The organism is Sphingomonas sp. BE138 (genome assembly GCF_031456125.1).
Lineage (GTDB): Bacteria > Pseudomonadota > Alphaproteobacteria > Sphingomonadales > Sphingomonadaceae > Sphingomonas.
In genome coordinates this window covers 208,545-222,033 of sequence record NZ_JAVDUC010000003.1, presented here as the reverse complement: position 1 = coordinate 222,033, position 13,489 = coordinate 208,545, and the positions used below count along the sequence as shown (strand labels likewise).

The window sequence follows — 13,489 nt, the reverse complement described above, 5'->3', positions numbered from 1 at the left end:
CGCCGACGCGGCGGGTCGGCGAGGGGGAACGCGGCGCGTCGGCGCGCGCTTGCGCTGTCATGGACACGACACTTCCGGATACGATGCGGGCCGCAGACGGCGCGATGCGCGTCGACGCGACGACGCTGGCACAGGCGATCGCGCACCTGCGTGCTTTCCGCGCGACCTTGTACGACGGCGACGACGTCGATCCCGACAGCCACCTGCAAGCCGCCGATCTCGACATCGTCATCGCCGCGGCGGAGCGGCAGCTGGCGGTGGATCGGGCGGGGGCGAAGGCGGGGGCGGGCGCACAGGAGGGAGCGCAACATGACGTTGATGGATAGGCGCGCGGGTCTGCGGATGGCGGTCGGCGGTGCGCTTGCGGCGATGCTGCCGGGTGGGCGCGCGGCGGCGCAGACCCCGGCGGCCGGGCAGACGCTGGCGCTGGTCGAGAAGGGCGCGGGGCGGGTCGGCTTCTATGCGCTGCCCGGCGGCCGGGCGATCGGCGCGGTCGTGCTGGGCAGGCAACCGCACGAGATCGCCGGCGATGCCGCCGGCCGCTTCGCCTATGTCGGCCATTACGGGGTCGAAAGCTGGAAGGCGCCCGGCGCGGGCGGGAGCGCGATCTGGGTGATCGACCTGCACCGGCGCGCGCTGGCGCGGACGATCGACCTTGCGCCGTTCGGCCGGCTGCACGCCGTGCGGCTCGACGATCGCGGCCGCCTCTACGCCCTGTCCGAGCAGGAGAGCGTGCTGGCGCGGTTCGACGATCCGGCGACCGATACCGCGCCGTCGCGGCTGGTTCCGGTCGGCGGGGTGCGCAGCCATTATCTGGTGATCCGCCGCGACGGCGCTCGCGCCTATGTCGCCGATACGCTCAGCGGCGCGGTCATCATGGTCGATCCCGAGAACGTCGACGTCGCGCCGGTGCGCAAGCGCATCGGCACCGCGCCCGAGGGGCTGGCGCTCAGCCCGGACGAACGGACGCTGTATGTCGTCGACCGGCCGAACGGGACGATCCACGCGCTGGATGCCGCGACGCTGGCGGAGCGGGCGCAGCGCCGGATGCGCGGCGAGGCGGTGCGGGTCGTGACGCAGCGCGACGGTGGGGTGATCGTCTCCAACTTCGCCGACAAGAGCCTGTCGCGGCTCGACCCGGTCACGCTGGCGGAGCAGGCGCGCCTGCCGCTGGCGGCGGGGGCGGCCGGGCTGACGCTGGCCGGCGACACGCTCCATGCGGCGCTGGAGGACGACCGGCTCGCCACGATCGACCTGCGCCAGTGGCGCGTCACGGGGATGTTCGCGACCGCCAAGGCGCCGGACGCGGCGGTGGTGTTCTGACGGCCGGGAAAGCCTATGACGCATTCCCGTCGGCGCCATCGTCGGGCGCTCCGTCCGGGGAAGCGGTAGCGGGGAGCGCGACGTGCACCTCCACGCGCCGGTTGCGGGCGCGCGCGGCGGGGTCGTCGCTGCCGTCCGGGTGCGCGTTGGGCACCAGCGGCGTCGTCTCGCCCAGCGCGATCACCGTCAGCCGGGCAGGATCGACGTCTTTTCCGATCAGATAGGCGCGCACCAGCTCGGCGCGGCGGCGCGACGCGGCCAGGTTGGCGCGGTCCCCGCCGCGGGTGTCGCTGTGGCCGCGCACCGTCACGGTGCCGCCGGCCTGGAAGGTCGGGCTGGCGATCATGTCGTCCAGCCTGGCCCTGGATGCGTCGGGAAGCGCGGTGCCGCGCTCGTCGAACGAGATGACGACGTCCAGCGGCTGCAACGCCGCTTCCTCGGGCTCCGGTTCGGCGACCTCGGGACGCAGGATCGACTTGGTCGGTGCGGCGACCCCGGCATCGTTGGCGACGATGGCGGCGGCGGCATTATCGGGCGCGGTGTCGTTGCGCGAGGCCTGCTGCGCGGGCGGCGAGCAGGCCGCCAGGATCAGGGCGAGCGTGGCGGTCGCCGTGTTGATCGTCTTGCTCATGCCGCTGCCTCCTGCTGCCCGCGGCGCGCGGCGGCGGGTGGACCGAAACTGATGATCGTGTCGCCCGACTGCGGGGTCGGGCGGCTGGCGTGCGAGAAGAAGCGCAGCGGCCCGCCCTTGCGCAGCAGGAGCAGCATGTCCGCCTCGTCCGCCATGTCGGCGCGGGCCGTGTCGAAGTCGAACTTGTCGGTGATCCGGGTCTTGCGGAAGACATAGCCGTCCGCGACGCGGCGCATGATCTCCTCGACCCCGTGCCCGCTGGTGAACAGCGCGCGTCCGCGCAGCGACGCAGGGAGCGCCCTGGCGTCGTCGCCGCGCGACCCGGCGCCGAGCTGGTAGACGTTGTCGCGGCCGATCTCTGGCGCGAACTCGTTGCAGACCAGCGCGTTATATGCCTCGTTGTCGGTGACCGCGACCAGCACCTCGAACTGCGACAGGTCGAGCCGATCCTCCGTCGCCTCGGCGAGGATCTCGCCATGGTAGGTCGGGAGCCCGGCGTGGCGGGCGGGCGCCAGCCGCTGCCAGCTGGTATCGCAGATGGTGACCGGCACGCCGAGCTGGCGCAGCTGCGTCGCCAGCCCGCTGCTCCACGGCGTCGCGCCGACGATCAGCAGCCCGCGCTCTGCCGCGCCGGTTACCTTCAGCAGCCGCGATACCGGCCCGATCGAAAAGCCGTGCGCGATGATCGTCGCCACCACGACCGCGAACGACAAGGTGACCAGGATCGACCCGTCGTCATAGCCGAGGTTGCCGAGCCGCAGCGCGAACAGCCCGGAGATCGCCACCGCGACGATCCCGCGCGGCGCGATCCAGGCGACCAGCAACCGCTCGTTCCACGGCACGCGCGTAAAGGCGAGGCTGAGGAGCACGGTCGCCGGCCGGACGAGGAACAGCAACGCGAAGAGAAAGGCGAGGAAGCGCCACTCGAACCGTTCCAGCACGGCCAGGTTCAGCGTCGCCGAAAGCAGCACGAACACGCCGGAGATGAGCAGGACGGTGACGTTTTCCTTGAACGGGTGGATGTCGCGCAGCGAATCGAGCCGCATGTTGGCAAGTGCCACGCCCATCACCGTCACCGCGAGCAGCCCGGTTTCCTGCTGTACGAGGTTCGACACCACGAAGGTGGCGATCACCGCGACGAGCAGCACCGGCGCCTTCAGATATTCGGGCACGTGCCCGCGCGGGAAGGCCCAGCCGACCGCGCGCGCCGCGCCGTAGCCGATCAGCCCGGAGACGACGCTGGCGGCCAGCAGCGACGCGAGCAGCCCGGGGATCGTGACGCCTTCGCCGGAGCGGCGGAGATATTCGAAGGTGACGACGCCGCACAAGGCACCGATCGGATCGTTGACGATCGCTTCCCATTTCAGGATCGCGCGCGGGCGCGCCGCGATGTTGCTCTGGCGCAGCAGCGGCAGGACGACCGTGGGGCCGGTGACGACGAGGATACCCGCGAACAGCACCGCGACCGGCCAGACCAGCCCGCCGACATAATAGCAGGCCAGCGATCCCAGCAGCCAGCCGACCGGCACCCCCACCACCAGCAGCCGCGCGACCGCGCCGTCGGTGCGGCGCAACTCGCGGAAGTTGAGGCTCAAGCCGCCCTCGAACAGGATGATCGCGACCGCGACCGAGACCAGCGGCTCGAGCAGGTCGCCGAAGGTGCGGTGCGGGTCGATCAGCCCGAGGATCGGCCCGGCGACGACGCCGGCGACCAGCATCAGCGCGATCGCCGGCCAGCCGGTGCGCCAGGCGATCCACTGCGCGCCGATCCCCAGCGCGCCGATCAGCGCAATGACGAGAGCTTGTTGTTCCATACTTCCGCATACGCGCCAGCGCGCGGAATGGCACCCGCGCGGCCGCTATTCGCCGGGGCGATAGCGGCGTTCGACGTGCCCGGCGAGCTCGTCCGGGTGGAAATAGACCGGGCGCAGCCGACCGGTGCCATAGCGATCGATCTGGTCGGCAAAGTGCGGGGAGGCGGGGTCGCCGCTCTGCCCGCCCGCCATCACCGCGCTGGCCTTCACGCGCGGGCCGAACTCGACCACCGCGACGAAGCTGTTGCCGCTGGTGCCGTAGTAACGCCTGGTGCCCGGCCAGGCCTTCGCGCCGAAGGAAGCGAGGCTGCCCCATTGCGCGGAGGTGAAGGGGACCGGGATCGACGGCCGCGCATCGTCGAAGTGCGGCCGGATCGCATCGTCGAGCCGCTGGAAGCGGTTGATCGCGCGCCACGGCGTCCGCCACGTCCCGAAGTCGCGCGACAGCCGCGCGACCGCGGCGTCCAGTGCGGCGAGCCTGGCGGCGGGGGTGACGCGGGTGGCGATATAGTCGGGGACGTTGATCCGCTCTGCCTGCGCCATGTCGCCGACCTCGCGCCACAGCTGGTCGCCCCAGAACACCGCCAGGCTGGTGGCGACCGAATCATAGCCCCAGCGATGGTCCCAGCGCGCCAGCGCCGCGACCGGCTCCGCCAGCGCACGCCGGCGCGGATCGGTTGCCGGCAGCGCCCGCCACGCGGCGACGAGGCCCGGTATCAGCCGCGCGAACGCGGGCAGGTACGGATCGTAGGCGGCGGCGCGCAGCCGCTCGGGCGTCCAGCCGCGCTTGCCGGTCAGCAGCAGGTCGGCGTGCGCGCCGCGTGCGTTGGCCCCGACCTGGTCCATGTAGCGCGGATAGTCGGCGGCGCGCGGACTGTCGGGGCCGGCGGCGCTCCATGGCCAGTCGTTGGTGTTGTGGAGCCAGCCGACGCGCGGGTTGGCCACGCTGGGCAACGTGGACAGCGCGTGGAGCCCGCGCCAGTCGGTGGCGGGATCGCTGCCGTCGACGGGGCGGGTATAGTCGAAGCGATCGTCGCGGATCGGCATGAACTGCGGCATCAGGAACGCGATCTCGCCCTTGTCGTCGGCGAACAACGTGTCGTTCGACGAATTGGCCTTGCGCTCGGCGACTGCCAGATAGCCGGCGAGGTCGGTCGCCTTGGTACGCAGCCAGCTTTGTTCGAGCGCGGGGACCGGCCGCCACATCAGCGCGGTGGCGATCCAGCGCCCGTCCCGTGCCGCCACGATCGGGCCGTGGTGCGTCCGCCACGTTGCGAAGCGCCGCTCGCCCGGGCTGCCGTCGCGGCGGCGGAAACGGATCGTCACCTCGCGCCGCGTCACCGGGCGCATCTCCGCACCGTAGCGATAGGCCCAACCGTTCGCGCGCAGCGTCACCGCTTCGGCGAACTGGTCGACGTTGTCGACGGTGGACGAGGTGTGCATCCACCCCGCGTGCGCGTTGAACCCCTGATAAACAAAGAACTGCCCCCAGGTGCTGGCGCCATAAGCGTCCAGCCCTTCGTCGCTCGACAGCTGCGCCTCCGATCGGAAGTAGAAGCTGGTGTGCGGGTTGATGAGCAGCAGCGCCCGGCCGTTGCGGGTCAGCCGTGGCGCGATGGCGATGCCGTTCGATCCGGACGGCTCGCGCGGGACGGAGCCGCGCTCCTCGGGGGTCGGCGGGGTCGGGCGTCCGTAGAAGGTCTGGAGGTCGGACAGCGAGATCCGCTCGATGTCGCCGCCGATGCTCCCCTCGGTGAAGCTGAGCGCCATCCACGGCTCGAAGCGGGTGAGCACGCGCGGCCTGGTCGCGGGATGCGTCGCCAGATAGAAGTTGAGCCCGTCCGCCCACGCGTCCATCAGCGCGCGCAGCCACGCCGGGCTGGCGGCATATTGCGCGCGCAGCGCGTCCGGATCGACGAACAGCCGCTGGCGCAGGTCCGCCCACACCGCCGCCTCGCCATCCGCCTCCGCGGTGCGGCCCAGCGCGGTCAGGTAGTTCGCCTCGACCCGCGCGAAATCGTCCTCCGCCTGCGCATAGGACATGCCGAACACCGCATCGGCGTCGCTGCGCCCGTGGATGTGCGGGATGCCCCAGTCGTCGCGGGTGATCGTGACCCGCGCCGCCTGCGCCTTCCAGCGCGCCGTCGACGCGTCCGGCGCGGCGGCAGCGGTCAGCAGCAACGCGAGGATCGGCAGATGGCGGGCGCGGCGCAGCGGATCGGTCATCGCCGCAGCCTAAACCGCGAAGCCGTCGCCGGCCAAGCACCGCGGTTAGTGTTCTCCGTCGTCAGCGCGCCCAGACCAGTTTGGCGTTGGCGAACTCGCGCGGGCCGAAGAACGACAGCTCGCGCCCATAGCCGGACTTGCCGACCCCGCCGATCGGCACGCGCGGGTCGGAGGCGGAGATGCCGTTGACGAACACCGCGCCGGCGCGGATCCGGCGCGCCAGCGACTGGCCACGCTCGCGGTCGCTGCTCCATAGCGCCGCCGACAGGCCATAGTCGGTGCCGTTCGCCAGTTCCACGGCATGGTCGGCATCGTCGGCGCGCAGGATCGCGGCGACCGGGCCGAACACTTCCTCGCACGCCGCGGACATGCCGGGGGTGACGCCGGACAGCACGGTTGGCGCGTAATAGGAGCCGGGGCCGGGCAGCGCCTCGCCGCCCAGCAGCAACTGCGCGCCCGCCGCGATGCTGGCGCGCACCTGCCGATCCAGATCGTCGCGGCCGCGCGCGCGGGCGAGCGGGCCGATGAACGTCGCTGCGTCGGTCGGATCGCCGACGACCAGCGCCGCGGTGAGTTCGACGACGCGTGCGACGAAGGCGTCGTGGACGCCCGCCTCGACGATCAGCCGCTTCGCGGCGATGCAGACCTGCCCGGTGTTCAGGAAGCGCGACTTGACCGCCGCCTGCGCCGCCGCCTCCAGATCGGCGTCGGCCAGCACCACGAACGGGTCGATCCCGCCCAGCTCCAGCACCGACTTCTTCAGGTGCCGTCCGGCCTCCGCCGCGATCGCGGACCCGGCGGCGATGCCGGCGGTGACGGTCACCGCCGCGATACGGCGGTCCGCGATCACGTCGGCGAGATCGTCCTGCGCGATCGGCAGGTGGAGGAACGCGCCGTCGTCGACCCCCGCCGCCGCGACCGCCTGCTCCAGCGCCGCCGCGCAGCCCAGCACGTTGTCGGCATGTTTCAGCACGAAGCCGTTCCCCGCCAACAGGATCGGCACCGCCGCGCGCAGCGCCTGCCACAGCGGGAAGTTCCACGGCATCACCGCCAGGATCGGGCTGATCGGTTGCCACACCAGCGTCGCGGTGCCGTCGTCCTCGACCGGCAACCGCTCGTCGGACAGCATCGCCGGGCCGTTCTGCGCATACCAGTCGCACAGCCCGGCGCATTTCTCGACCTCGGCGCGGGCCTGCACGATCGGCTTGCCCATCTCGGCGACGATCAGGCCGGCGAGCGTGTCGCTGCGCTCGCGCAGGATCGCGGCGAGCGCGTGCAGTCGCCCGGCACGGTGTTCGACCGGCCGGTCGCGCCACGCTTTCCAGCCGCGCCACGCCCGCTCCAGCGCAGCGTCGATCGCGGCGCCCGACAGCAGGTCGTGCTCGGCGATCACGCGGCCGGTGGCGGGATTGCGCGACGAAACCCTGGTCATGCGTCGAACCTCACGATCTGGCGGACGGCGCGACCGGCGTGCAGGTCGTCGAAGCCGCGATTGATGTCGTCCAGCGACAGGTAGCCGCTCACCAGCCGGTCGACCGGCAGCCGCCCGGCGCGGTAGAGCGCGACGTAGCGGGGAATGTCGCGCGACGGCACGCAGGTGCCGATGTAGCTGCCCTTCAGTGTCCGCTCCTCCGCTACCAGCGCGACCACGTTCACCGGCAGTGCGGCGTCGGGCGGCGGCAGCCCGGCGGTGACGGTGGTGCCGCCGCGCCGCGTCATCGCCACCGCACTGTCGAGCGCGCGGACCGAGCCCGCCATCTCCAGCACCACGTCGCAGCCGCCGCCGGTCAGCGCGCGGACCTGCGCGACCGCCTCCTCGCCCGCCCTGACCGTCGCGGTCGCGCCCAGATCGCGGGCGAGCGCCAGCTTGTCGTCCATCAGGTCGACCGCGATCACCTGCGCCGCGCCCGCCGCCAGCGCGCCCAGCACCGCGGCCAGCCCGACCCCGCCGAGCCCGACGACCGCGACGGTCTGCCCGGCGCGCACCTCGGCGGTGTTCACCACCGCGCCGACTCCGGTCAGCACCGCGCACCCGAACAACGCCGCCTCCGCCAGCGGCAGCGCCGGATCGACCTTCACCAGCGAGCGGCGCGAGACGACCGCATGCGTGGCGAACGCCGAGCAGCCGAGGTGGTGATGCACCGCGCCGTCCGCGTCGTGCAGCCGGGTGGCGCCCGACAGCAGCCGCCCGTCGCCGTTCGCCGCCTCGCCGGGGCCGCACAGCGCCGGCCGTCCCTCCGCACACGGCAGGCAATGCCCGCAGCTCGGCATGAACACCATGACGACATGGTCGCCGACCGCCAGATCGTCGACGTCGTCGCCCAGCGCCGCGACCGTCCCCGCCGCCTCGTGCCCCAGCGCCATCGGCAGCGGGCGCGGGCGGTCGCCGTTGATGACCGACAGGTCGGAATGGCACAGCCCGGCCGCGGCGATCCGCACCAGCACCTCGCCCTTGCCCGGCGGGTCGAGCTCCAGCGTCTCGACGACGAGCGGGCGGCTGTCGGCATAGGGCAGCGGTGCGCCGCGCCGGCGCAGGACGGCGGCCTCGATCTTCATGCGCGCGTCCATCCTCTCGTCCGTGGCCGGTGCGGCTTCATCAGCCCGGAATAGCCGGCTACACGCGCGGATCAAAGGAGAGACTATGGCAAGGGAAGCGCTGCGGCCGCGCGACGGCTATCGCTGGTGGCAGGATATCGTCACCCGGTGGAGCGACAACGACGCCTACGGCCACGTCAACAATGCGATCTACTACCATTGGTTCGACACGGCGGTGAACAACTGGTTGATCGCGGCCGGGCTGCTCGACGTCGCGCACGGCGATCCGATCGGCCTGGTGGTGGAGACGCAGTGCCGCTACGCGCGCTCCGTCAGCTATCCCGAACCGGTCGCGATCGGCGTGGCGCTCGACCGGCTCGGGACGTCGAGCGTCACCTACCGGCTGGGCGCGTTCACCGCCGGTGCGCACGATGCGGCGGCGGAGGCGGTGTTCACGCACGTCTATGTCGACCGCGCGAACCGCCGCCCGGTGCCGCTGCCGGCGGCGTGGCGCGAGCGGCTGGAGACGCTGCGGCCGGTGTCAGGCTAAGGCCCGATCCACTTACGTGGACGCGCCGCGGTGCCACGCCACCGCGATCTCGCCGAGCCGACGCAGCGCGTGTTCGTGGGCGGGGCGGACATCCTCGCTGTAGGCCGGATGCTCGACATAGCCGGCGACGACCAGCGCGCCGCCGCCGGGCGGGACGAGCACCGCGAGGTCGTTGGTCTTGTTGCCGACGCCGCGGCGCATGCCCGTGCCGGTCTTGTCCATGCCGCGCCAGCCGGAGGGCGCACCCGCCCTGATCCGCGCCAGCCCGCTGCGCGTCGCCGCCATCCACCCCTGCAACAGGCGGCGCCTGCCCGGCGTGAGGACGTCGCCCAGCACGATCCGTCCCACCGTGTGCGCCATCGCGCGCGGGGTCGTACTGTTCTCCTGCGTGCCCGGCGGGATCACGTTGACGCCGGGTTCGTCGCTGTCGATCCGGCTCACCGCGTCGCCGGTGCCGCGCCAGAACCGCGTGAGCGCCGCGGGGCCGCCGAGCCGGCGCAACAGGACGTTGGCCGCGGCATTGTCGCTGGTGACTTGTACCGCCTCGGCCAGCCGCACGATCGGCAGGTGGCCGTCGTCGAGATGCGCCGCGACCACCGGCGAATGACCGACGATGTCGCCGCGACCGAAGCGCAACGGCTCGTCGAGGTCGAGCCGCCCGGCGTCGGCTTCCTGCAGCGCCATCGCCGCCAGCGACAGCTTGAAGGTCGAACAATGGCAGAAGCGCTCGTCGGTGCGCCATCCGACGCTGCGCCCGCTGCCGACGTCGAGCACGAACGCCCCGATGCGCCCGCCGATCGCGCGCTCCAGCGCGCGCACCTGCGCGACCGCGTCCATCGGTCGCGCGCGCGCGCCACGGGGCAGCAGGATGCCCGCGCCGGCACCGATCGCGAAGGTGCGGCGGTCGATCATCGCGGCGTCCTCACTTGGCCGCGGTTACCTCGATCTCGACGAGATAGGCCGGGCTGGCGAGCGCGGCGACCTGCACCGTCGAGCGCGCGACGGTGTTCGGGTTCTCCGCGGTGCCGAAGAATTGCTTGAAGCCGTCGTTCATGCCCGCAAAATCCATCTTGCCGCCGAGCTTCGGATCACCCGCGACGAAGACCGTCATCTTGATGACGTCGGACATCGCGAAGCCGCGCGCCGCCAGGATGCCCTTGATCTTGTTCAGGATGCTGACGGTCTGTGTCTTCGTGTCGCCATAGTCGTCGCTGGTCAGCTGCGCCGGCGGCTTCTTGTTGGCGGGGTCGAGCAGCGCGGCGAGCTGCCCCGACAGGTACAAGGTCGTCGCCCCCGGCTTGACCGTCACCCCCTGAAGGATGAGGCCGGGCGGCGTATTGGCGTGGCGCGTGACGGCGCCGGTCTGGGCGGCGGCGCCGGTCGCGATCCCGGACGCGGCGGCAAGCGCGGGCACGGAGACGACGGCGGCGAGCAGGCGAGGCGACATGGCGGATCCTTTCAGGACGGTCGTGATCGGCGGGCGCCCGGCCGGACGCCCGCCGGGACGTATCAGAAGTTGATGTTGAGGCGCGCGTAATAATAGCCGCCGTTGATGCCGTAGGGGCTGAAGGTCAGCGGCGCATCCAGCACGTTGCCGCCGTTCACCAGCGTCTGGTTGGTGGTGCCGGGCACCAGCGGCACGGTCGGCGGGCGCTTGTTGAAGACGTTGTTGGCGCCGAGCGCGAGGCTGAGGTCGGGTGTGATATCGTAGTTCAGCTCGATGTCGCCGATGAAGGTCGTGCCGATCGCCTGTTCGTAGAACACGCCGCCGTCCGGGCTGAGCTGTGCCGAGGTCTTGCCGTAGACCGTCCCGCGCAGTGTCGCGGAGAATTTCTCGATGCTGTAGAGGACGGACGTGATCACCTTCACGCGCGGGGAGGCGGTTTCGATGTTCGACTGCGCACCGGCGTTGAACAGCGGAGTCGCCTGCCCGGTGGTGGGATCGGTCAGGCTGGACGGCGCCGCGATGAGGCGGGTGAGCTTGGTCTCGTTGTAATTGCCCGAGATCGTCCAGTTGGCCCGCCCGTAATCGCCGAAGTCGGTGGTATACGTCGCCACCAGGTCGACCCCGCGCGTGCGCGTGTCGGCGCCGTTGGTGAAGATGTTGATGCCGGTCTGGCTGACGGTCGGATCCAGCACGTTGCCGTTGGCGATGATCGCTTGCGTCACGACCGGGAAATTGACCGCGCCGCCGCTGCCGAAGATCGACCCGGTGCCGAGAATGCGGTCGCGGATGCGCACCTGATAGGCGTCGAGCGTGATGGTGAGCGCGGGGGTTGGCCGGATCACCGTCCCCAGCGAATAGTTGGTCGACTTCTCGGGCTTGAGGTTCTGAAAGCCGATCAGCTTGGCGGCGGCGGAATTGGCCGGCAGCTGGACGAAGGCGGCGGTCGGCGACACGTTGGTGGCGGAATAGAAGGATTCGGCCAGCGTCGGTGCGCGGAAGCCGGTGGAGATGGTACCGCGCACCGCAAAGGCGTCCGAGACGTCGTAGCGACCGGTACCCTTGTAGATGAAGCGGCTGCCGAAGTCGGAATAATGTTCGTAGCGGCCCGCCACGTCCACCTTCAGCGCCTCGACCGGGTTTGCGGCGACGTCGACGTAGAGCGACGTGCCGGTGCGCGCATGGACCCCGGCATCGGAGGGGCGGAAGCCAGGATAGGACTGCCCGCCCTCCTTGTAGATCGATCCGGGATCGCCCGAGCCGATCTCGTACAGGTTGCGGCGATATTCGGCGCCGAATGCCAGCGTGATCGGCGTCGCGAGACCCGCCTCGATTTCGCGCCGCACATCGGCGTTGACGGTGAACTCGGTCGACTTGAACAGGCCGTTGTAGAAGCTGGTGGGGGTGAAGCCGGTGTCGGCGTATAGCGAGGCGTTGGCGGAATCGATCGTATAGACCAGCGCCTTGTCCTGCCCGAAGGTGGTCGACAGGTCGTAGTGGAAGCCGCCGGCATCGCCGCGCACGCCGCCGGTGAACGCCATGTCGTCCTCGCGGATCTTCTGGCGCGGGCTGAACCCGTTTGCGGGATTGTCGCCTTCCGGATCGAAATAGGTGGTGACCCCGGCGACGGTGCGCGAGACGCGGGTCGGCACGCGGACGTTCTGGTAGGCGCTGGCGATCCGTTTCGAATAGGTGCCGAAGCTGTACACCTCGACGCTGCCGAAATCATACGAGCTGTTGTATTGGAGGTTGGTGAGCGATGATTGCGCGTCGCCGTTGATGCGGTTCACGTACGGGAACTTGTCGATCAACGGGAAGAGTTGTCGCTGGACCGCGGACAGCGCCGGGTTGGATGTCGCGGTCAGCAGGTTGCCGTTGCTGTCGGTCACGCGCCGGTCGAGCCCGCCGATCTGCGTGAAGTCGTGGAAGCGGTGGAAGCCGGTGACGTTCAGGAAGCCGTTGTCGCCCAGCTTCGTCGCGAGATGCAGCGTCCCCGCCAGCGTGTCGCCGCCGACATCGTAGTTGCGGCCGGCGGTGACATAGCCGTCGCCGCCTTCGCTGTCGTCCTTCAGGATGATGTTGATGACCCCGGCGATCGCGTCGGAGCCGTATTGCGCCGCCGCGCCGTCCTCCAGCACCTCGATGCGCTTGATCGACGACGGGCTGATCAGGTCGAGGTCGGCGGTCGCCGCACCCTGGAACGGTCCGCCGAGCACCGCCAGGTTGGACGTGCCGTGGCGGCGCTTCCCGTTGACCAGCACCAGCGCGTGGTTCGGGCTGAGCCCGCGCAGCCGGGCGGACAGCGTCAGGTTGGCGGTGTCGCCGCCGAACGCCTGCGCCACGAAGGACGGTACGAGCTGCGTCAGCACCTGGTTCAGGTTCGGCTGGCCGACGTGGCTCAGCGCTTCCTCGCCCAGCACCTTGATCGGGGTGGCGCTTTCGGCCGCGGTGATGCCGGTCGCGCGCGTGCCGGTGACGATCACCTCTGTGCCATCCTGCGGCTCCGCGCCGGCGATCGGATCGGGGTCGACGGTGGCCGATACCGGCATCAGCGATGGTGCCGCTTGCTGAGCAGAAGCAGGCGTCGCGATTGAAATCAGATAATATGCCGACAACGCTGCATAAGACACGCCATGACGTAGAATCATCCCAATCCCCCTTGTCGAGTGCAGACAAACAGGATCCTCTCCGAACGGGGCGGTGCTTATGATTATAATATCTTGTAATCGCTGATTCGTTGCTGCCCCGCCATCACATTCGACCTGCCAACTATTTGCAATGATTCAGCGTGTGGCAAGATACATTGTGATTCGGCACAAAACAAATTTGGCGCAGTGAACCAGCTAAAAATATCGCTCAGTGCTATGCATTAGGTGCGCGATGCCGATGTCCACCGGGCGAGATCCGGTAGACGGTAGTGCATCAAGTTTGTCATGAATACTTCCGGCACCCCATGCGACTATTGT

Annotated in this window: 11 protein-coding genes; 3 read left to right on the top strand and 8 right to left on the bottom strand. The window is 70.4% G+C overall.

What is annotated here, in order from left to right; genetic code table 11:
• Positions 1 to 83 precede the first annotated feature (83 nt).
• Together J2Y58_RS06105 and J2Y58_RS06100 are read left to right on the top strand one after the other, a co-directional pair.
• The gene (locus tag J2Y58_RS06105; protein ID WP_310100201.1) at positions 84 to 326 is read left to right on the top strand and encodes a hypothetical protein; all 243 of its coding nucleotides are present in this window, start codon (positions 84 to 86) and stop codon (positions 324 to 326) included.
• Positions 310 to 1,323 carry a twin-arginine translocation pathway signal protein gene (locus J2Y58_RS06100; RefSeq protein ID WP_310100198.1) on the top strand — a complete coding sequence of 338 codons (1,014 nt, stop codon included), beginning with the start codon at positions 310 to 312 and terminating at the stop codon, positions 1,321 to 1,323. The genes J2Y58_RS06105 and J2Y58_RS06100 overlap by 17 nt, the downstream gene beginning before the upstream one ends.
• A gap of 13 nt (positions 1,324 to 1,336) precedes the next feature.
• Here J2Y58_RS06100 and J2Y58_RS06095 read toward each other — a convergent pair whose 3' ends face one another.
• The 5 genes from J2Y58_RS06095 to J2Y58_RS06075 all read right to left on the bottom strand — a co-directional run bounded on the left by J2Y58_RS06095 (position 1,337) and on the right by J2Y58_RS06075 (position 8,550).
• Positions 1,337 to 1,954 (bottom strand): OmpA family protein, encoded by a 618-nt coding sequence (locus tag J2Y58_RS06095; RefSeq protein WP_310100195.1) that lies wholly within the window; start codon positions 1,952 to 1,954, stop codon positions 1,337 to 1,339.
• Positions 1,951 to 3,768 carry a sodium:proton antiporter gene (locus tag J2Y58_RS06090; protein WP_310100192.1) on the bottom strand — a complete coding sequence of 606 codons (1,818 nt, stop codon included), beginning with the start codon at positions 3,766 to 3,768 and terminating at the stop codon, positions 1,951 to 1,953. The genes J2Y58_RS06095 and J2Y58_RS06090 overlap by 4 nt, the downstream gene beginning before the upstream one ends.
• Positions 3,769 to 3,813: 45 nt before the next feature.
• Entirely contained in the window at positions 3,814 to 5,994 is a 2,181-nt protein-coding gene (locus J2Y58_RS06085) for a penicillin acylase family protein (RefSeq protein ID WP_310100189.1), read from the bottom strand.
• Between the two features lie 61 nt (positions 5,995 to 6,055).
• Complete coding sequence (locus J2Y58_RS06080) at positions 6,056 to 7,426, bottom strand: aldehyde dehydrogenase family protein (protein WP_310100187.1); 1,371 nt, start codon at positions 7,424 to 7,426, stop codon at positions 6,056 to 6,058.
• Positions 7,423 to 8,550, bottom strand: a complete 1,128-nt coding sequence (locus tag J2Y58_RS06075; protein ID WP_310100184.1) for a zinc-dependent alcohol dehydrogenase family protein — start codon at positions 8,548 to 8,550, stop codon at positions 7,423 to 7,425. The genes J2Y58_RS06080 and J2Y58_RS06075 overlap by 4 nt, the downstream gene beginning before the upstream one ends.
• An 85-nt stretch (positions 8,551 to 8,635) precedes the next feature.
• On the opposite strand from J2Y58_RS06075, the gene J2Y58_RS06070 reads away from it, so the two are divergent.
• On the top strand, positions 8,636 to 9,079 hold the full coding sequence (locus J2Y58_RS06070) for a thioesterase family protein (RefSeq protein ID WP_310100182.1): 444 nt from the start codon (positions 8,636 to 8,638) through the stop codon (positions 9,077 to 9,079).
• A 12-nt stretch (positions 9,080 to 9,091) separates the two neighbouring features.
• On the opposite strand, the gene bla is transcribed toward J2Y58_RS06070, so the two are convergent.
• From bla to J2Y58_RS06055, 3 genes are all read right to left on the bottom strand, one after another.
• Positions 9,092 to 9,991 carry a class A beta-lactamase gene (gene bla / locus J2Y58_RS06065; RefSeq protein WP_310100178.1) on the bottom strand — a complete coding sequence of 300 codons (900 nt, stop codon included), beginning with the start codon at positions 9,989 to 9,991 and terminating at the stop codon, positions 9,092 to 9,094.
• A 10-nt stretch (positions 9,992 to 10,001) separates the two neighbouring features.
• Positions 10,002 to 10,526 (bottom strand): RidA family protein, encoded by a 525-nt coding sequence (locus tag J2Y58_RS06060; RefSeq protein ID WP_310100175.1) that lies wholly within the window; start codon positions 10,524 to 10,526, stop codon positions 10,002 to 10,004.
• A 62-nt stretch (positions 10,527 to 10,588) separates the two neighbouring features.
• The gene (locus tag J2Y58_RS06055; protein WP_310100173.1) at positions 10,589 to 13,072 is read right to left on the bottom strand and encodes a TonB-dependent receptor domain-containing protein; all 2,484 of its coding nucleotides are present in this window, start codon (positions 13,070 to 13,072) and stop codon (positions 10,589 to 10,591) included.
• Positions 13,073 to 13,489 lie beyond the last annotated feature (417 nt).